The organism is Nitratireductor pacificus pht-3B, assembly GCF_000300335.1.
Classification (GTDB): domain Bacteria; phylum Pseudomonadota; class Alphaproteobacteria; order Rhizobiales; family Rhizobiaceae; genus Nitratireductor; species Nitratireductor pacificus.
Window position 1 is genome coordinate 80661 of record NZ_AMRM01000006.1, and the last position, 18547, is coordinate 99207.

Annotated in this window: 16 protein-coding genes; 10 read left to right on the forward strand and 6 right to left on the reverse strand. The window is 68.0% G+C overall.

Annotated features, from left to right (window positions below):
- Positions 1–11 precede the first annotated feature (11 nt).
- From NA2_RS06870 to NA2_RS06885, 4 genes are all read left to right on the forward strand, one after another.
- Complete coding sequence (locus NA2_RS06870; RefSeq protein ID WP_008595718.1) at positions 12–617, forward strand: carboxymuconolactone decarboxylase family protein; 606 nt, start codon at positions 12–14, stop codon at positions 615–617.
- Entirely contained in the window at positions 598–1659 is a 1062-nt protein-coding gene (locus NA2_RS06875) for a pyridoxal phosphate-dependent aminotransferase (protein WP_008595719.1), read from the forward strand. Before NA2_RS06870 ends, NA2_RS06875 begins: the two co-directional genes overlap by 20 nt.
- Positions 1656–3074: an FAD-binding oxidoreductase gene (locus NA2_RS06880; RefSeq protein WP_008595721.1), complete on the forward strand. Its 1419-nt coding sequence runs from the start codon at positions 1656–1658 to the stop codon at positions 3072–3074. The genes NA2_RS06875 and NA2_RS06880 overlap by 4 nt, the downstream gene beginning before the upstream one ends.
- Positions 3075–3168: 94 nt before the next feature.
- On the forward strand, positions 3169–3462 hold the full coding sequence (locus tag NA2_RS06885) for a DUF1330 domain-containing protein (protein WP_008595723.1): 294 nt from the start codon (positions 3169–3171) through the stop codon (positions 3460–3462).
- A 4-nt stretch (positions 3463–3466) separates the two neighbouring features.
- Here NA2_RS06885 and NA2_RS06890 read toward each other — a convergent pair whose 3' ends face one another.
- The 3 genes from NA2_RS06890 to NA2_RS06900 are packed head-to-tail and all read right to left on the reverse strand — an operon-like array spanning position 3467 to position 6659.
- Positions 3467–4549: an ABC transporter substrate-binding protein gene (locus NA2_RS06890; RefSeq protein ID WP_008595725.1), complete on the reverse strand. Its 1083-nt coding sequence runs from the start codon at positions 4547–4549 to the stop codon at positions 3467–3469.
- Positions 4546–5982, reverse strand: a complete 1437-nt coding sequence (locus NA2_RS06895) for a sensor histidine kinase (RefSeq protein WP_008595727.1) — start codon at positions 5980–5982, stop codon at positions 4546–4548. Before NA2_RS06895 ends, NA2_RS06890 begins: the two co-directional genes overlap by 4 nt.
- A complete protein-coding gene (locus NA2_RS06900) occupies positions 5982–6659 on the reverse strand; it encodes a response regulator transcription factor (RefSeq protein ID WP_008595730.1) in 678 nt (225 codons plus the stop codon). The genes NA2_RS06895 and NA2_RS06900 overlap by 1 nt, the downstream gene beginning before the upstream one ends.
- A gap of 191 nt (positions 6660–6850) precedes the next feature.
- Between NA2_RS06900 and NA2_RS06905 the strand changes: the two genes are divergently transcribed.
- The 4 genes from NA2_RS06905 to NA2_RS06920 all read left to right on the forward strand — a co-directional run bounded on the left by NA2_RS06905 (position 6851) and on the right by NA2_RS06920 (position 11652).
- The gene (locus NA2_RS06905) at positions 6851–7825 is read left to right on the forward strand and encodes a Bug family tripartite tricarboxylate transporter substrate binding protein (protein WP_008595732.1); all 975 of its coding nucleotides are present in this window, start codon (positions 6851–6853) and stop codon (positions 7823–7825) included.
- 79 nt (positions 7826–7904) lie between these two features.
- Positions 7905–8336, forward strand: coding sequence for a tripartite tricarboxylate transporter TctB family protein (locus NA2_RS06910; protein ID WP_008595734.1), 432 nt, complete (start codon positions 7905–7907; stop codon positions 8334–8336).
- A gap of 16 nt (positions 8337–8352) precedes the next feature.
- Positions 8353–9888 (forward strand): tripartite tricarboxylate transporter permease, encoded by a 1536-nt coding sequence (locus NA2_RS06915; protein WP_008595735.1) that lies wholly within the window; start codon positions 8353–8355, stop codon positions 9886–9888.
- 306 nt (positions 9889–10194) lie between these two features.
- Positions 10195–11652, forward strand: coding sequence for an MFS transporter (locus NA2_RS06920; RefSeq protein WP_008595737.1), 1458 nt, complete (start codon positions 10195–10197; stop codon positions 11650–11652).
- A 4-nt stretch (positions 11653–11656) separates the two neighbouring features.
- On the opposite strand, the gene NA2_RS06925 is transcribed toward NA2_RS06920, so the two are convergent.
- The 3 genes from NA2_RS06925 to NA2_RS06935 are packed head-to-tail and all read right to left on the reverse strand — an operon-like array spanning position 11657 to position 16132.
- Positions 11657–12562 carry a DMT family transporter gene (locus NA2_RS06925; protein WP_008595740.1) on the reverse strand — a complete coding sequence of 302 codons (906 nt, stop codon included), beginning with the start codon at positions 12560–12562 and terminating at the stop codon, positions 11657–11659.
- A complete protein-coding gene (locus tag NA2_RS06930; protein WP_008595742.1) occupies positions 12559–14913 on the reverse strand; it encodes a PIG-L family deacetylase in 2355 nt (784 codons plus the stop codon). The genes NA2_RS06925 and NA2_RS06930 overlap by 4 nt, the downstream gene beginning before the upstream one ends.
- A gap of 19 nt (positions 14914–14932) precedes the next feature.
- Complete coding sequence (locus tag NA2_RS06935; protein ID WP_008595745.1) at positions 14933–16132, reverse strand: ROK family transcriptional regulator; 1200 nt, start codon at positions 16130–16132, stop codon at positions 14933–14935.
- A 187-nt stretch (positions 16133–16319) separates the two neighbouring features.
- On the opposite strand from NA2_RS06935, the gene NA2_RS06940 reads away from it, so the two are divergent.
- Both NA2_RS06940 and NA2_RS06945 read left to right on the forward strand, forming a co-directional pair.
- Positions 16320–17585, forward strand: coding sequence for an extracellular solute-binding protein (locus NA2_RS06940; protein WP_008595747.1), 1266 nt, complete (start codon positions 16320–16322; stop codon positions 17583–17585).
- A gap of 67 nt (positions 17586–17652) precedes the next feature.
- The gene (locus NA2_RS06945; RefSeq protein WP_008595749.1) at positions 17653–18546 is read left to right on the forward strand and encodes a carbohydrate ABC transporter permease; all 894 of its coding nucleotides are present in this window, start codon (positions 17653–17655) and stop codon (positions 18544–18546) included.
- The last annotated feature ends 1 nt before the right edge of the window (position 18547 follow it).

Genomic DNA, 18547 nt, shown 5'->3' on the forward strand with positions numbered 1-18547 from the left:
GAGAATATTGCGTGACCTGGATCAACACCATCGCCTATGACGACGCCTCCGGCCGCCTCAAGCAGCTCTACGACCGCGTCAAAGGCCCCGACAACAATGTCGATAACATCATGATGGCGCACAGCCTGCGGCCGCACACGATGGACGGCCACATGGCGCTGTATAAATACGCGCTGCACCATTCGGCCAACACGGTGCCAAAGTGGTTTCTCGAGGCCATCGGCGTGCTCGTCAGCCATCTCAACCGCTGCGCCTATTGCGTCGAGCATCATTTCGCCGGCATGACCCGGCTTCTGGGCGATGCGGGGCGCGCCAATGCGCTGCGCGCAGCGCTCGAGGCCGAGACCTTCGGCGAAGCCTTCGACGCGCGCGAGCAGGCCGCGCTCGCCTATGCGGCCAAGCTGACGCGGGCCGCAGCCTCGGTGGGCGAAGCAGACATCGCCGCCATGCGCCACGCCGGCTTCGATGACGGCCAGATCCTGGAGATCAACCAGGTGGCGGCTTATTTCGCCTATGCCAACCGCACCGTTCTCGGCCTCGGCGTCAGCACGGACGGCGACATTCTCGGCCTTTCCCCGAACAACTCGGATGATCCCAATGACTGGTCCCATCGCTAGCAAGACGACGACGCCGGCCGTCCGGCGTCTGCACCTCAACGAAAGCCCGCTGCCGCCGGCACCGGGCGTCGTCGCGGCAATCGCCGCCGCCGCGGCCCGGGTCAACCGTTATCCGGAACCCGATTGCCCGCTGCTGCTCGGCGCGCTTTCGGACTACACGGGCGTTTCGGCCGACCGGATCGTGGTCACCAGCGGCTCGAACGAACTTCTCCATCTCCTGCCGCTCATCAGCGATGCCCACGGCGCGGAAATGGTCGTGCCTGATCCCAGCTTTCCCACCTACCGCAAGGTTGCCGGCTTCTTCGACATCACGGTGCACGGCGTGCCCGTCATGGCGGACGGTCGACCCGATGTGGACGCCCTACTGGCTGCGGTCACGCCGGGCTGCCGCATGGTCTGCGTGCCCTCGCCCAACAATCCGACGGGCGGGCTGCTTTCGGCGGACGAGATCGAGCGGCTGGTGGCGGGCGTTCCCGAAACCATGCTGCTGCATTTCGACGAGGCCTACTACGAGTTCGGCCGCCAGGCCGGCGGGGTCGAGGCCCTGCCGATCCTCGAGAAGCGCAAGGGTCCGTGGATGACTTCCCGCTCCTTCTCGAAGGCTTTCGGCCTCGCGGGCCTGCGTCTCGGCTACACCATCGCGAGCAGCGCCGATCTGGCCAGACGCGCGCGCGGCCTGCGGCCGAACTTCAGCGTCAACGCACTCGCCGTGGCCGCCGGGGTCGCGGCGCTTGCGGCGCCGGAGCACATGCGTGCGACGGTCGCGCAGGTTGCCGCCGAACGTGAGCGGCTGAGCGACGGCCTGCGGGCAGCCGGTCTTGCGCCATTCCCCTCCGCGGCGAACTTCGTCGCCTTCCCGGTGCCGGAGGGCGACGGCGACCTGGCGGCGCGCCTGACCGCGCAGGGCATCCTGACGACCGCCTTCCAGATCCCCGGCCAGCTCGGGGGCCAAGTCGCGGCGGTCCGCATCACGGTTGGCACGCGCGAGGACACCGACGCGGTCTTCGAAGCCCTCGCCGCCTGCCGCGGCAGCGAGAGATGAGCGCCGGCGGGGCCCTTGAAGCCTTCGCCACCCTGCTCGGCCAGGGCGGCGTGCTTACGGCGCAGCACGACACCGCGCCCTATCTGACCGATCTGCTGCAGCTCTACCGGAGCGAGGCGCTGTGCGTCGTGCGACCCCGCGACACAGGCGAGGTTGCGGAGATCCTGCGCCTCGCAGCCAGGCACGGCCTTGCCGTGACGCCCGCGGGCGGCCGCACCGGCTTCTGCGGCGGCGCCATTCCCGACGCGCGCCGCCCGCATGTGATCCTGTCGCTGGAGCGCATGCGGAGCATCCGCAGCGTCGATCCAGTCAACGACGTGCTGATTGCCGACGCCGGCTGCACGCTGGCAGAGGTGCGCCAGGCGGCGGATGCGGCGGACCGCCTGTTCCCGGTCAGCCATGGCGGCGAAGGCACGAGCCAGATCGGCGGCATGATCGCCACCAATGCGGGCGGCAACAACGTCCTGCGCTACGGCATGACACGCGCCCATGTGTTGGGCCTCGAAGTGGTGCTCGCCGACGGCACGGTCTGGGACGGGCTGCGCGCCCTGCGCAAGGACAATGCCGGCTACGATCTGAAGCAGCTCTTCATCGGCAGCGAGGGCACGCTGGGCATCGTCACGGCAGCCGCACTTGCGCTGCGGCCGAAGCCGCTGGCGCGCGGCACGGCGCTTGCCGCCGTCGCCGGCCCGCAGGCGGCGCTCGACCTGTTCGTCCACATGCGCGGCCACGCCGGGGAGCTGATCAGCGCCTTCGAACTGATGCCCAAGGTGGGCATCGACATGCATCTGGCGCGCTCGGGCAGCGGGCGCGACCCCTTCGCCGGCGCCCATGACTGGATGGTGCTGATCGAACTGGAAACGGTCATCGGTCAGCTCGATCTCGCCGATCTTCTCGAACAGGCGCTCGCCGGCGGGTTCGAGGAGGGGCTGGTGCAGGACGCGATCGTCACCCAGTCGCAGGCCCAGCGCGCCGAACTCTGGGCGCTGCGCGAGGGTCTGGCGGAGGCGCAGGCGTCCAACCCGCGGGCCCTGAAAAGCGATACCTCAGTGCCGCTTGCCGCTTCGGCGGATTTCGTCCGCAGGGCGGGCGAAGCGGTCGAGGCTGTCCTGCCCGGCGCGATCCCCGTGCCATTCGGCCATGTGGGCGACGGGAACATCCACTTCAACGTCGTCGCGCCACCCGGCATGGATGCGGCGGCGTTCGGGGCAGTCGCGCCAACGCTCGCCGAGGCGATCCGCGAGGCCACGCTTTCCTTCGGCGGCTCGATCGCCGCCGAGCACGGCCTCGGACAGGGCAAGCGCGACGCGGCGGCGGCGACCAAGCCGCCGGCGGAGATCGACATGATGCGGCGCATCAAGCGGGCGCTCGACCCGGAAGGCCGGATGAATCCGGGAAAGATCGTCGAGACCTGACGCGCCGGCAGACCGCGTTTGCAGTCGGGTGGCATGACCCGGCGCCCGCGAATCTTTGGTGAGACAAGACGATTGACCGGGAGGAGGAACAAGCATGACTGCCTACATCATCTCGCGTGTCTCGATCAGCGACCGCCAGGCCATGACCGGCTACATGGCCGACGCGCCTGAGAGCGTGCACGCCTATGGCGGCGAGTATCTGGTGCGCACGGGCGACATCACCGCGCTTGAGGGCGACGCGGCCTATGAGCGGGTCGTGGTGGTGAAATTCCCCGACAGGGACAAGGCGCTCGCCTGGTACCATTCGGACGAATACCGCGCGCTGCGGGATGTCCGCTGGCGCTCGGCGGAGGCGCACATCATCTGCGTGCCCGGCGAGGAAGGCTGAGCTTCTATTCGCCGCCGCCGGCCTGGAAGGATTTCCGCCACTGGTCGAGAAACGCCTTGCGCTTGGCCTGATCCAGCCCGACCAGCAAGGCCGGGGAAAGCGCGATGGGCCGGAACGCCGCCTCGCCGGCCAGCCGTCCGATTCCGTCGCCCGCCCGCTCCAGCATCGCCGGGCCATTGAGCGACGAATACAGCATGGACGGCCCCGACAGGATGCGCTGGCCGGTCTCCGACAGGGCGAGCGCCAGAAGCGCGTTGGCAGCCTGCTTGTTGCGGGCATGGCGGGAAACCAACGCCGCGCGCGACAGGGCGAGCGTATAGTCTGACGGGAAGATGATGCCGACGCGCGGGTCTTCCGCCTGCCGTGCGAGGGCATAGGATCCCAGCACGTTGTAGCCGAGCAGCAGCCGGCCGGAGCGCACGCCGTCGATAACATCGGAGCTGCAGCAGTAAAGCCGCGCCTGGTTCTGGCCGAGGCTTTCCAGAAGACGTCCCCATGTGGAGGCCTGCGCCGCATCCTCGAAGGCGAAGATGTAGCCGACGCCCGAATTCTCGATATCGTAGGTGCCGATGCGACCGCGAAACCGCTCGGTCTGGCGCAGCAGATCGACCAGCTCGAAGCGGTTGCCGGGCACTTCCTCCGGTTTCAGCCCCTCGCGGTCGTAGACGATCACCGCCGGCTCGTAGGTCAGGCCGACCAGCTCGTTCCGCCAGATCGCCCAGTCGGGGAGGTTGCCCGGTAGCGCGAAGCGGAACGGCTCGGAGCAGCCGTCGTTGACGAGGCGCACCTGCTCGGGAATGGCCGACGAGATCAGCGTGTCGGCGAAGAACTCGCCCGCTTCGCAGGCTCTGGCGGCGGCGGCGTAGAGTTCGAGGCTCGTCAGCTGCCGATAGGTGACCTCGGTTGTCGGGTTGGCGCGCTGGAAGGCCGCGATCAGCGGTTCGATGTAGACGAGGTCCGTGACGCTGCCGATCACCAGGCTGTCGACCCGGCTGCCGGGCGCCGGAAACACCGTGTCTTCGGCCCGCGCGGTTGCCCCGAGACCCAACAGCAGGGCGGCGATCAGGAATCGGACGGGAAATCTCATGGCGTGTGCCCTTCGTGCTGGCCTCTTTCCCGCGCCGCCGGCGCTCCCAGCGGCAATTCGAGGCCGATGGTGAAGTCGCCCTCGCCGCGCGCGACCCTGATCCGCCCGTTGTGAAACTCGGCAACCTCGCGGACGATGGCCAGCCCCAGTCCGGCGCTTTCGGGCTTGTTGGGGTCGATCGAGAAGCGCTGGCCGATGGCCGACGCGTCGGCGACCTCCAGGCCCGCGCCCCTGTCCGTCACTGCGATCACGGCGCGTCGGCCGGCCGCGTCGCGGACGGACAGACCGACCGGTCCCTTGCCGTGCGCCTGGGCGTTGTTCAGAAGGTTCTTCACCGCCTCGCGTAGGCTGAAGGCATCGCCCGCCACCATCACCGGCTCCTCGGGCAGGTCGAGGCGGATGCGCGCCTTGCTGTTGCCGGAAAGCTGGCCGAACTCCCGCTCGGCATCGACGGCGACCCGGCGCAGGTCGAGCGGCTCCAGCGGTGCCGTGTCGGCGCGGTGGGTGACCAGCGCATGGCTCAGGAGCTGGTCGGTCAGGCGGTTGAGGCCGATGGCGCGGCTGCGGATGCGCTTGTGCAACGTCTTCAGTCGCTGCGGATCCTCCTCTTCCAGCGCCAGCTCGCTGTGTGCGCGCAGCGCCGTGATGGAGGTGCGTATCTGATGCGCCGAATCGGCCACGTAGTCCTGCATGGCGCGAACACGCCGGTCGAGGCGTCCCATGAAGCGGTTGATCGCCGCCACCAGCGCCGAGACCTCATGCGGCGCCTGCATCGAAAAGGGCGACAGGTCGAGCGGGTCGCGCTCGAGGATCGCCGTCTGGACGCGCTCCAGCGGGCGAAGCGCATAGCGCATGGCGAGCAGGACGAGGACCAGGATCGCCAAACCCGCCCCCGCGATCACCGCCACAGCCTGGGTCGCCACGCTGCGGGCGAGCTGGCCGCGGCTGACCATGGTGTGCGCCACGACCACGTAGATGTCGCCACTGACGGCGCGCTCGGCCAGCCGGCGCAGCATGACGAGCGCCCTCACCTCCTCACCGCCATAGGTCGTCTCGTAGGTCAGACCCTGTTCGGGAATTGCCGTGGCCTCGGGCAGCGGGAAGGCGTCGTAGCCGGTCAGCGTCGTGCCGTCCGGCGTCGCCACGCGGTAAAACACCCGCTCGTCCTTGGCCAGCGACAGAAGCTCGAAGGCGGACACGGGAATATCGACACGGATCTCGCCCTCGATGACGAAGATGCGCTCGGCGATCTGCAGCGCCGCCCCCTGCAGCAGCCGGTCGAAGGCTTCGTTGGCCGCGCGCCGGCCGTAGCCGTAGGCGGCATAGATGGTCGCGGCCACCGCCAGCGCCAGGATCAGCGTCAGCGCCATCGCCAGCCGCGACGCGATGGACAGGCTGCGGCGGGCATCCGCCTCCCCGATGGGGCTGCCCATCAGGCCTCCGTCTCGGCGATGACCGCCTGATAGCCGAGCCCGCGCAGGGTCCTGATCTCCAGCCCGGATCCCTCGATCTTGCGGCGCAGCCGCCCGACATAGAGTTCGACCGCGTTCGGGTTCTTCTCGTCGTCATGGCCGAACAGGCGGACGAGCAGGTCGTCCTTGTCGAGCACGCGGCCGCGATTGGTGAGGAAGATCTCCAGAAGCGTCTGCTCGCGGCGCGTCAGTTCGCAGGGCCGCCCGTCGATCAGCACGCTGCGCGCCGCCATGTCGAAGGTCAGGAGACCGACGCTCAGCGTCCGGTCCGCCTCGCCGCTGCGCCTGCGGATGATCGCGCGGATGCGCGCCTCCAGCTCGCCCAGATCGAACGGCTTGATCATGTAGTCGTCGGCGCCGAGATCGAGCGCGTCGATCTTGTCGTTGACGGCGAGCCGCGCCGTCAGCACCAGAACCGGCACGCGGTTTCCCTCGGCGCGCAGGCTTTTCAGGAAAGCGATCCCCGAGCCGTCCGGCAGGTTGATGTCAAGGATGATCAGGTCGTGGCTGGCCATCGCCGCGAAGTGCCGCGCATCCTCCAGCGTCTCGGCACGGTCGCTGACGTGCCCTGCCCGCTCCAGCCTTCTTTCGATGGCTTCGGCGACATCGCGCGTGTCCTCGACGATCAGAAAATGCATTTTTTCGCACTATGACAGCTTGTTGACAGGCTCACCCTATAGGCTCGACCGCGCCAAGAGAACAAGTCATTGGCGCTACCGCGCCCTACCGGAATTCCGGAACGGGCCTTCAGGAGGAATGCGGTAGGATGGATATTGGAGGCGAAGCCGGCCGCCTTGGGGGACGGGTTCGCTCGAGTGGAGGAAATCCGATGAAGAAACTTGTCGGCCTTGCGGCCGTGCTTACCCTTGCGTCCAGCCTTTCCGCCTTTGCTTTCGAGCCGGCCAAGACAGAGTGCATCGCACCGGCGGCGCCCGGCGGCGGCTGGGACTTCACCTGCCGTCAGGTCGGCAAGACGCTGCAGGACCTCAAGCTCGTGCCCGGTTCGATGCAGGTCACCAACGTCGCCGGCGGCGGCGGCGGCGTTGCCTATGCGGAAGTCGTCAGCAAGCGCGATGCGGACAATGAACTGATCGTCGCCGCGTCCTCGGCCACCGCGACCCGCCTCGCGCAGGGCGCCTTCCCCGGCAACACGATGGACCAGGTTCGCTGGATCGGCTCGGTCGGCGCGGATTACGGCATCATCGCCGTCGCCAAGGATTCGCCGGTCAACACGCTCCCCGAGCTGATGGACATGATCAAGAAGGATCCCTCGGCGGTATCGGTCGCAGGCGGTTCGGCCGTCGGCGGATGGGATCACCTCAAGGTGCTGATTGCCGCAAACAAGGCCGGCGTCGAGGATGTCCGCCAGGTCAAGTACGTCGCCTTCGACGGCGGCGGCGAGGCCGTCACGCAGCTCCTGGCCGGCTCGGTCCAGGCTTTCACGGGCGACGCCTCGGAAGCCAAGGGCTTCGTCGATTCCGGCGACATCAAGGTGATCGCCGTGCTGGCGCCCGAGCGGCTCGAGGGCGATTTCGCATCCTTCCCGACCGCCAAGGAACAGGGCATCGACGTGATCGGCGCCAACTGGCGCGGCTTCTACGCGCCCGGCAGCATGTCGGACGACGCCTATGCCTACTGGGTCGATGCGATCGGCAAGGTCTATGCGTCGGATGAGTGGAAGGGCATCATGGCCGCCAACGGCCTCGCGCCCCTCGACCTGCAGGGCGACGAATTCCAGGCCTTCGTCAAGGAATCCATCGATTCCATCACCAATCTGTCCAAGCAGATCGGCATCGTGAAGTAATCTCACGCACGTCATCGGGCCTGCCGGATCGTCCTGCAGGCCCGAATTGCATCAGGACTCAAGAGGGAACGGTGCCGTCATGAGCGATCGCATCTTCGGCGTTTTCGGCCTGCTGCTCGCTGCCTTCTATCTCTGGCAGGCGACGCAGATCGAACTCAGCTTCATCTCCGATCCATTCGGACCCAAGGCCTTTCCATACATGATCGGCATCGTGCTGGCCGTCGCCAGCGCCATCGTCGTGCTGAAGCCGGACACGGAGCCCGAATGGCCGAGCTTTCCGCGGCTGTTCGAGATCGGCATGGCCACCGCCGTGATGATCGCCTACGCGATGTTTCTCAAGGAATACGGCTTCGTCGCCTGCACCGCGGTCGCGGCGGCCTATCTGTCATGGCGCCTCGGCGCCGCGCCGCTTTCGGCCGTCATTGCCGGCATAGCCATCGCCATCGGCATCTATGTCATCTTCCACCTCGTCCTCGGTCTGTCGCTGGCGCGCGGACCGTGGGGCTTCTGAGCCGGGAGGCAGACCAATGGACACACTCGCTTCACTGGCCGACGGCTTCGCCGTCGCGCTCACCTGGCAGAACCTGTTCCTGGCGCTGATCGGCTGCTTTCTCGGCACCATCATCGGCGCACTGCCGGGCCTCGGCCCGTCCAACGGCGTGGCGATCCTCATTCCGCTCGCCTTCACGCTCGGCCTGCCGGCCACGCCGGCGCTGATCCTTCTGACCAGCGTCTATTACGGCGCCATGTATGGCGGGCGCATCTCGTCGATCCTGCTCAACATCCCCGGCGACGAGCCGGCCCTGATGACGACGCTCGACGGCTATCCGATGGCGCGCGCCGGCAAGGCCGGCGAGGCGCTGGCCATTTCCGGCATCGCCTCCTTCGTCGGCGCCTTCTTCGCCACCTGGGGTCTGGTCTTCCTCGCCCCGCAGCTCGTCAAGGTGGCGCTGCTGTTCGGCCCGGCGGAGTATTTCGCGCTGTTCGTGCTGGCCTTCGCCACGCTCGGCGGCGTCGCCAGCCGCAACCAGGCCAAGGCCGCCTTCGCCGCCGCCCTCGGTCTCGGCATCGCCACCATCGGCGTCGACGGCCAGACCGGCGTGCCTCGCTTCGCCTTCGGCGAGGTGCATCTCTATGACGGTATCGACTTCCTCGTCGCCATCGTCGGCCTGTTCGCGCTCTCGGAGGTGTTCATCTTCCTCGAGCACCGCGCCGGCGGCAGCGGCGCCGACGGGGCGATGAAGGTCGGCCGCGTCATTCCCCGGTGGAAGATGGTGCGCGAGACGGTGCCGGCCATGGGCCGCTCGACGATCCTCGGCTTCATCGCCGGCGTGCTGCCGGGCGCCGGCGCCTCGCTCGGCTCCTTCATCTCCTACACGTTCGAGAAGCGCATCTCCGACCGCAACGGCACGTTCGGCAAGGGCGATCCGCGCGGCATCGCGGCTCCCGAAGCCGGCAACAACGCCGCTGCCGGCGGGGCGCTCGTGCCGATGCTGGCGCTCGGCGTGCCGGGCTCCGGCACCACTGCCGTGCTGCTCGCCATGCTGCTCGCCCTCAACATCACGCCCGGGCCCCTGCTCTTCCAGCAGAACCCCGACGTGGTGTGGGGCCTGATCGCCGCCCTGTTCATCGGCAATCTGATGCTGCTCGCCATGAACCTGCCGATGGTGTCGCTGTTCGTGCGGGTGCTGCTGATCCCGACACGCTACCTGATGCCCGCCGTGGCGATGATCTCCTTCGTCGGCATCTACGGCATCTCCGGCTCGACCTTCGACCTGATGGTGATGATCGCCTTCGGCGTTCTCGGCTGGGTGCTGCGCAAGCTCGACGTGCCGCTGGTGCCGATCATCCTCGGCGTGCTGCTCGGCGACCAGATGGAGAAGAACCTGCGCCGCGCCATGACCATCCATGACGGCGACTGGACGATGCTGTTCAACTCGTGGCTGGCCATCGGCCTATGGGCCTTCGCCATCGTCGGCTTCGTGCTGCCGCTGATCGTCGGGCGCTACTTCCGCCCGAAGATCGCCGACGAGCCGATCGCCGAGGGCGCCGATCCGGACTGAGGGGCTGCGACCGGACCGGCTCGGCTCGGCGCTCCATGAAACGCTGAGCCCGCCATTTCCCCTCGTTTCGGCGCGCCTCGGATGCCAGCCGGTTCCAACTGACAGAGCACCGCTCGACAATGCGCCCGCCGGCTTCCGGCGGGCGTTTTCGTTCGTCCGGATCAGCTTTCATCCTCAGTATATTTCAATTGATCAATTAATTCATTGAATGATAGAAGATGCGCAGACTCAACCTGCGCATCCGCACCGGCCGTGGCCTGCCACTAGCCTCGTGCCGAAGCGCTCCAAGAACGGAGTTCCTTCCTCATGTCGACCTCGCCGACAGACAGCATCGCGGCCCGGCCCTATCCGGGCGCGGAACCCCTGCCCGATCCGGAAGCGCTCGCCGGCGCCACCGGGCGCGCGCCGCGACTTGCCTTTCGCATTCTTGCCCTGGTCCAGGGCACATTGATCTTTACCATCGCCCTTATCCTCGTGCCCCTGCCGGAGATCGGCCGGCAAATGGGCCTGACCAGCGCCGAGATGCTGCTGGTCAGCGTCGGCTACGGCCTGCCCTATGGCGGGCTCCTGCTGTTCGGCGGGCGCCTGGCCGACCGCTACGGCGGCAGGCGCGTCTTCGTCGCGGGACTGACGCTGTTCGCGCTCGCATCGGCGCTGGCGGTGCTGGCGGCGGACTTCGAGACCCTGGTCGCGGCCCGATTCCTGCAGGGCATTGCTGCCGCCATGGTCGCGCCCGCGGCGATGGCGATCCTGCAGGCGCTGTTTCCCTCGCCCGAGCGGTTCGGCCGCGCGATGGCCGTCTGGGGCGGCGTCTCGGTGCTGGGCGCGACGCTCGCCCCAGTGATGTCCGGCATCCTGACCAACTGGTTCTCCTGGCGCTGGATGTTCGCCGTGCCGATCGTCGTTTCGCTGATCGGCCTGGCGGCGGCCGGCCGCATCCTGCCGCCGGCGCGGGCTTCGGCGACCTCGCGTCCGGGCCTCGATCCGCTCGGCGCAGCGCTCGCGACCCTCGGCATCTCGATCGGCAGCTACGGCCTCGTCGCCAGCGGCGACCATGGCTGGACGTCGGGCGCGGTCTTCGCGCCCGTCCTCGCCGGACTGGCGCTGCTTGTGCTCTTCGCCATCGTCGAGCGCCGCGTCGCCGATCCGCTGCTGCCGCCCGGCTTTCTGGCCGCACCGCGCCGGCTGGTCGGCCTCGCCGGCATGCTGTTCGCCGCCGCAGCCTCCGGTCTCGTCATGTTCCTCCTGTCGCTGTTTCTCCAGCAGCAATGGGGCTGGAGCACGCTGGCGACCGCCGGCGCCTATGTGCCGCTGATGATCGCGCTGGTCGGCGCCAATCACGTCGCGGGACGCCTCGTGGAAGCGTTCGGCGCCGGCCGCATCGTCGTCGCCGGGCTGGTTATCGGCGCGGCCGGCTTCGCCCTGCTGCTCGGCATCGACCGTTCCAGCAGTTTCGGCCTCGGCATCGTGCCCGGCACCGTCGTTCTGCCGATCGGCATGGCGCTCGTCTTCGCCGGCTCGGCGGTGCTGTCCACCGCCGATGTCCCGCAAAACCGGGCCGGCCTTGCCGGCGGCGTGATGAACACGGCGATGGAGCTTGGCCCGACGGTCGGCCTGGCGGCGCTGATGGCGGTCGCGGCGCTGCGCAGCGACCCGGTGGCCGGCTATGCTCTGGCCTATGGCACGGCAGGCGTCGCCTATCTCGTCCTTGCGCTGATCGCCCTGCCGCTCGTCTGGCGCAACACGCCGGCGCGCCGGCTCTGAGCCTTCAACCTCCCGAGGCGGCGTGGTTTCGCACCCCTGCCGTCCGGGCCGTCCGGGCTGTCCGGTAAGTCAGGAAACCGGTGGCGGCAACGATGATCGCCGCCCCCACCACCGTGTTCAGGCTCGGCACCTCGCCGAAGAAGAGATAGCCGACCGCGCCGGACAGGATCAGGCTCGCATAGCCAAGCGGCCCGAGAAAGCCGGCATCGCCCAGCCAGTGGGCGCGCAGGAAGCAGAATTGCGCGGCCTGCGAAAAGACGCCCACCGCCAGCAGGAACGGCCAGTGCGCCGCGTCGACCATCTGCCAGCCCGTCAGCGCCGGCCAGGCGGTGATCAACGCCAGTCCGCCCGTATAGAACAGCATCATCACCACCGGCGGCGTGCCCTTCAGTTGCCGCGTGACGATGATCGCCCCCGTACCGGCGAGGACGGCGGCAAGTGCCGCGAGCAGCGCCGGCGTCCATGGTACGTTGCCGGGACTTGCCGCAATGAAGGCGCCGACCAGCCCCAGCGCCGCCGCCAGCCAGCGCGAGCCGGACACCGCCTCGCGCAGGATCAGCGCCGACAGCGCCACCAGCACCACGGGCCGCGTGAAATTCATGGTCATGTAGAAGGCGAGCGGCAGATGCGCCACGGCGTAGAAACCGCCCGTCAGCGCAACCGCCGACAGCGCCACGCGGAAAAGATGCAGCCCCGGCCGGTCGATGCGGGCGAGCACATGGCGCTGGCGCGCCAGCCACGGCAGGATCAGCACGAAGCCCGTCAGCGCCCGCAGGAAGACGAGCTGCCATGCGGGATAGCCGGCGCCCAGCGCCTTGACGATGGAGATGGCCCAGATGTTGAGGCCCATATCCGCCATCAGCCAAAGGCCGGCGCGCAGATTGTCCTTTGCCGAGGCGCCGCCGCTCACGGCCGCGCCAGGAGATTGGCCATGAGGCGGAAGGCGCCCGGCACAAGCTTCTCCATCTGGTGATGCAGGATCAGCGCCACATGGCTGTGCCGTCCCTTGCCGATCCTTGCCGACAGAAGCGCGCCCCGGTGCGGCGCCTCGTCCGGGTCGGCCATTTCCAGGAGCGGCTCGTAGTCCGGGTCCCAGCTCTTGGCGAAGTACAGCCCGCGCTCCTTGTGCCAGCCGGCCCAGTCGTCGGCCGTGATGCGGTTCGGCGTGTTGAACAGCGGGTGGTCGGGCTGGAGATGCGTCACCTCGGCGTTCTCATCGGTCACGCGCCAGCGCAGCGAGGGCTTGCCGATCTCCAGCATCCGCGGCGGCACGCGCTGCGGGTCCCAGGCGTCCCAGGGCCGGTGATAGAGCGTCACCAGATTGCCACCCGCCGCAACCCAGTCATGCACGAGCGGCATCGCCGCCTTCAGCGCCGGCCGCGTCCGCATGGCGAAGATGCCGACCAGCAGCGTGTCGAATGCCTTGAGCCCCTCCGTGGTCAGCGCGCCGTCGTCCAGCTCGGTCACGTCGAGGCCGAGCGCCCGCAGCCAGCGGCAAACCCGGTCGTTGCCGCCGCCCACATAGCCGATGCGCGCCTCCGGTAGCGTCACGTCGAGGACGCGCACCGAAAGCGCTGCCGGAAAAGCCCGCGCATGCACGCCGATATGCGGATAGGCGATGCGGTTCACCGTCATCACCGGCTCATCGTCGAGCCGCAGCGGCAGGCTGTACAGCCCCGGCGCGACGCCCTGCGCGGCCGTCACCTGCAACATGCCGCCGGCGGGTTCGGCCCGCCAGCCGTCCGGCAGGTCGAGCGAGGCCTTCGCCTCCGCCGGAAAGGCATCGGCGATGCGCACGGCAATGCTGCGGCCGCCGGCCGCCAGGTTGATCAGCGCCCGGTCCGGCGCCAGTGTCGCCGAGCGTGCCGGCAGCACGACGGGCGGCGTCTCCAGCGGCAGCAGCGTCTCGGCGGAAACACTGTCGACGGTGACGCCGACGCGCATCGCCGGCAGGCGCGCGCGGCCCGGCGTGTAGCTCGCCGGATAGGGATCGGAGGGCGCCGCGTCCGCCGCCACCTGGATCGTTCCGTTCACGAACCGCCATCCCCTCGGCACCACCGGCGTAATCTCGGCCGCCGCGCCAACGGCCTCGACATGGAGGGCGGCGCTTTCGCCCGGCCTCAGCAGGTCGGCGGCAAGCGCTGCGCGCAGCTCGACGCCGCTGGCGACGCGCATCACGTGCGAAAGCTGCTGCTCCTTTGCCGCCAGGCGATGCTGCACCTCGGCCCGCGCGCGCTCCGGACAGGCATCGCGCGCGGCGCGCACCTTGGTCAGCGCCGCCGCCGCGTGGCGGGCAACCGCCTGCATGTCCGGAAAGGCGCCGATCGCCGCATTGCAATCGGCCTGCGCGCCCGCAAGCCCGGCCTCGACCTCCGGCGCGCCGGCAAAGGCGGCCAGCTGCGACAGGTCGGCCGGCAGGCCGGCCGTCAGCGCCTTGTCCGGGCCGTCCACCGTGGAGCGCACCAGATGCAGCGGCCAGTCCTTCCTTGTGCCGTGCGGCACCCAGCGGCCCATGCCCTGCGTCCGATGGAAGGCGCGCGACTGTTCGCCGATCTGCGCCCAGCTCCAGCCGGTCACGGGATCCTCGCCGCTCGCTTCCACCGTCAGCGTGGCGTTGGGCGGCGGCAGGTCGTCGTCATAGGCGTCGCCCGCGCCCGACCAGGCCGGCAGATAGAGCTTCTTCACCTGCCAGACCGGTAGGTCCACGCCTGAGAAGGTCGGGTCGGCGGCGGCGCTTACCACATCATGCGCCATCTCCGTCATGGCCCGGTGGTGGCCATGCTGGCCGGGAATGTTCAGGAAGGTCGGGCAGATGATGTCGGGCCGTTCCGTGCGGACAATCTCGACGAAGCGCTTCAGCGTCCGCTCGCGCCCCCATTTCTCCAGGGTTTCCGTGCCGCTCTTCGAAAAGCCGAAGTCGAAGATCGCATCGTCGGGCGTTTCGGAGAGCCAGTAAAGATTGAGGTTGAGCACGTCCGCCGCCCGCTCCATCTCCGCCGTGCGCACCACGCCGAGATCATGCGTGACCTCGGTGCCGATGTCGTTCTGCCCGCCCTCGCCGCGCGTCGAACAGGCATAGGAGAGCGACAGCCCGTCGCGAAAGGCGAGCGCGGCCAGCATCTCGGAGGTCTCGTCGTCCGGGTGGGCGCCCGTGTTCATGAACGACACGCAGGACCTGAGCGGCGCCAGCGCCCGCCAAAGCCGAACGATGCGCGGGCTGCGCATCTGCGCGGCGATGCGTTCCTGATCGGAAACGGGCATTCCAGACCTCCAGGGTTGTTCAAGTCTTCGCGGCGATGCGCGGCGTGATCGTGTCGTGGATGACGAGGGCGGCCCCGCCCAGCGCGGCCGTCAGGCGGCCGCACGCGCCACGCATCACGCGCGGCGTCTTCCGGCCGGGCCGGACGGCGACGGAGCCGCCCGCAAGGGAGAGCCCGCCGATCAGATGATCGAGCACGGCATTGGGCATCGCTCCGCCAAGGATCACCGTTTCTGGGTCGAACAGGTTCTCGATCATGCCGATCGCCTGCGACAGCGGCGCAGCCGCCGCGTCGAGCCAGGCCATCAGCGCGGGATTGTTCTCGTGGTAGAGGCGTTCGATGTCGCTGGCGCTCGCCAGTTCGATGCCGGCGGCGGCGAGTTCGGTCCGCGCCGCGATGCGGCTCGCATAGGTTTCGAGACAGCCCCGGTTGCCGCAGGCGCATTGCCGCCCGCCGGGCGTCACCACCACATGGCCGATCTCGCCCGCATTGCCGAAGGCGCCGCGCTGCACCTCGCCATCGGCCACCATGCCGAGGCCGAGACCGGCGCCGAAATAGATGAAGCAATAGGTCCTGAGGCCGGAGGCGACGCCGCGCACGCGCTCGGCGACCGCCGCCGCCGTCGCGTCGTTCTCGACGATCACCGCCGTCTCCAGCGCTTCCTCGAACAGCGCCGTCGCGTCCGTTTCGCCCCAGCCCTGCAGCGCCGACTGGCCCGCGCCGGAAATGCCGACATTGCCGAACGGACCCGGCATCACCACGCCCGCGCCGAGCAGCCGCTGGTTCTTCATCGGCCGAGCCACAAGCGCGCCGGCGCGGATCTCGCGCGCCGCCGCCGCGACCGAGGCCGGGGCGCTGTCGGTCAAGGCGATGCGCGTGGTGAACAGCGTCTCGCCTTCCAGGTCGACCAGCGCGCCGAACATGGCGTCCGGGCGCACCTCGATGCCGAGCGCCGCCGCGCCATGACCGTTCAGCCGGTATTGCAGCGCCGGAAGGCCGCGCCCCGCCACCTGCCGCCCCGCCTCGGCGAGGAACCCGTCCTCGACCAGTTCGGCGATGATGTTGCTGACGGCCTGCGTCGAAAGACCCGAAATGCGCGCCAGCTCGGCGCGGCCGACGGGCTGCTGCTCGGATACGTGGCCGAGCACGACCTGCCGGTTGTGCAGGCGCGTCCGTTCGGCATTGGAACCGACGATGCGGCGCGGGCTCGTGATTTTCATATCAGCCTATTAATTCAACTAACTTGAATATTCAACTTGATTGAGTTAAACCCGGAAAATTCTGTCGGAAGCACGAAACAGGAAACCGGACAGAGGGTGAAATTCGCCGCAAGCGGGTCGATAGAGGCGCGCCGGATGCGCGCCAGAGCGACGAAAACGCGTTGCGGCTTATCAGGGAGCGAATGCAATGAAGCTGATGAACAGATTTCGCACGTTCATGCTGGGCGCGGCGACCGCCGCGCTGACGGCTGCCTCCGCCACGACTGCCTCCGCCGTCGAGATCGAGTACTGGCAGTACTTCTTCGAAGCGCGCGTCACCGCGATGGACAAGCTGATCGAGAATTTCCAGACGGCCAATCCCGACATCACCGTCAAGATGACCCACTTCCCCTACGACGCCTACCGCACCAAGGTGGCAGCCGCCATTCCCGCCGGCCAGGGTCCCGACGTGGTGCAGCTCTTCTACGGCTGGCTGAACGACTATGTGGAAGCAAAGCTGATCCAGCCGCTGCCGGCCGACGCCTTCCCGCCCGAGAAGATCGAGGCGGAATTCTTCCCGATGGTGAAGGCGATGCGGATGGGCGACAATTACTGGGCGCTTCCGACCGCCGTGCGCTCGCTGGCGCTGTTCTACAACCAGCGCATGTTCGAGGACGCCGGCATCGAGAACCCGCCGGCCAATCTCGACGAACTGGTCGAGATGGCGAAGAAGCTCACCCAGAAGGACGGCGCCGGAAACCTGACTGCCGTCGGCCTCACCACCGGCATGACCGCGCAGGACCATCACTGGATCCGCGAAGTGCTGGTGCGCCAGTATGGCGGCGAGCCCTATCTGAACGACTACAAGACGGTGAACTACAACAACGAGGCGGGCCTCAAGGCGTTCAACTTCTACAACGACCTGCAGGCCAAGCACGGCGTCACCAAGGCCGCCTTCATGGATGAGCCGCAGGCCGCCTTCAAGGCCGGACGAGCCGGCATGCACATCGACGGTTCGTTCCGCATCGGCGCGCTGGAAAGCGTGCGCGGCCTGAAATGGGGCGTGGCGGAGCTGCCCGCCGGCCCGGACGGCACCCGCTCCAACTACGCCTCCTACTGGGTCAACGCCATCACCTCGAAGGCCGAGGGCGAGAAGCGTGACGCCGCCGTCAAGTTCATGCAGTACCTGACCTCCGACGAGGCGATGCAGATCTGGCTGGAGACGGTCGGCGAGCTGCCGGCCAAGCCATCCGCGGCCATGACCGACAAGAACGTCAACGACCCGGTCTACGGCCCCTTCATCAAGGGCCTGGAATACGCCAAGACGACCGTCTTCGCCGACGAGAGCGCCCAGCGCCAGGTGATGGTCGACATGATGCAGCGCGTCGAGCTGCAGGGTCAGTCGATGGAAGACAGCGTCTCTGAGGCGGCCGCCGCCGAGCAGAAAATCCTCGACGAATACTACAACAAGTAAGGGCCCTGGGCGTCCGGCACCGCGCCGGGCGCCCTGCCTCATCGGGGTCTGGCAGCGGAACGGGGCGATGCGCTTCTATCAAAATCTCACCATCTCGCAGAAGCAGATCGCCTGGGCATGGGCCTTCCTGGCCCTCCCGGTCCTGTTCTATGTCGTCATCCGCTTCTATCCGACGGCGAACGCCTTCGTCCTATCGTTCCAGGAATGGAACCTCTTGGGCGCGCGCTCCTTCACCGGCTTCGACAATTACGTCCGGCTCTACAACGACCCGGTCTTCTGGAAGGTGTTCCGCAACACCTTCATGTACCTGATCCTCGGCACGCCGGTCAGCCTCGTGCTCTCCTTCGTCATCGCCTACCATCTCGACAAGGTGCGCTTCATGCACGGCACGATCCGGGCGCTCTACTTCATCCCCTTCATGACCAGCGCGGTGGCCATGGCCTGGGTGTGGCGCTGGTTCTATCAGCCGGTGCCGATCGGCGTGTTCAACAATTTCCTGGCGACGCTCGGCTTCGGGCAGATCCCGTTCCTGAGCTCGACCACCAACGCGCTCCCCTCCGTGCTGGCGCCCGCCATCTGGGCCGGGCTCGGCTTCCAGGTGATCATCTTCATGGCGGGTCTCCGCGCCATCCCGCAGAGCTATTATGAGGCGGCGCGCATCGACGGCGTGTCGAGCTGGACGGTGCTTTGGGAGATCACCATCCCGCTCCTGAAGCCGACCGTCGTCTTCCTCGTCGTGTTCTCCTCGATCGGCTTTCTCAGGATCTTCGATCAGGTCTACAACATGACCACGAACAATCCCGGCGGGCCGCTCAATTCCACCAAGCCGCTGGTGCTCCTGATCTACGACACGGCCTTCAACGGCTTCAACATGGGATACGCTGCGGCGCAGACGGTGGTGCTCTTCACCATCCTGCTGATCGTCAGCCTGATCCAGCTCCGCATCCTGAGGGACCGCTGAC

Coding starts and splice junctions, on each gene's coding strand:
- NA2_RS06875 (WP_008595719.1), top strand. CDS start 598: ATGACTGGTCCCATCGCTAGCAAGACGACGACGCCGGCCGTCCGGCGT.
- NA2_RS06880 (WP_008595721.1), top strand. CDS start 1,656: ATGAGCGCCGGCGGGGCCCTTGAAGCCTTCGCCACCCTGCTCGGCCAG.
- NA2_RS06885 (WP_008595723.1), top strand. CDS start 3,169: ATGACTGCCTACATCATCTCGCGTGTCTCGATCAGCGACCGCCAGGCC.
- NA2_RS06890 (WP_008595725.1), bottom strand. CDS start 4,549: ATGAGATTTCCCGTCCGATTCCTGATCGCCGCCCTGCTGTTGGGTCTC.
- NA2_RS06895 (WP_008595727.1), bottom strand. CDS start 5,982: ATGGGCAGCCCCATCGGGGAGGCGGATGCCCGCCGCAGCCTGTCCATC.
- NA2_RS06900 (WP_008595730.1), bottom strand. CDS start 6,659: ATGCATTTTCTGATCGTCGAGGACACGCGCGATGTCGCCGAAGCCATC.
- NA2_RS06905 (WP_008595732.1), top strand. CDS start 6,851: ATGAAGAAACTTGTCGGCCTTGCGGCCGTGCTTACCCTTGCGTCCAGC.
- NA2_RS06910 (WP_008595734.1), top strand. CDS start 7,905: ATGAGCGATCGCATCTTCGGCGTTTTCGGCCTGCTGCTCGCTGCCTTC.
- NA2_RS06915 (WP_008595735.1), top strand. CDS start 8,353: ATGGACACACTCGCTTCACTGGCCGACGGCTTCGCCGTCGCGCTCACC.
- NA2_RS06920 (WP_008595737.1), top strand. CDS start 10,195: ATGTCGACCTCGCCGACAGACAGCATCGCGGCCCGGCCCTATCCGGGC.
- NA2_RS06930 (WP_008595742.1), bottom strand. CDS start 14,913: ATGCCCGTTTCCGATCAGGAACGCATCGCCGCGCAGATGCGCAGCCCG.
- NA2_RS06935 (WP_008595745.1), bottom strand. CDS start 16,132: ATGAAAATCACGAGCCCGCGCCGCATCGTCGGTTCCAATGCCGAACGG.
- NA2_RS06940 (WP_008595747.1), top strand. CDS start 16,320: ATGAAGCTGATGAACAGATTTCGCACGTTCATGCTGGGCGCGGCGACC.
- NA2_RS06945 (WP_008595749.1), top strand. CDS start 17,653: ATGCGCTTCTATCAAAATCTCACCATCTCGCAGAAGCAGATCGCCTGG.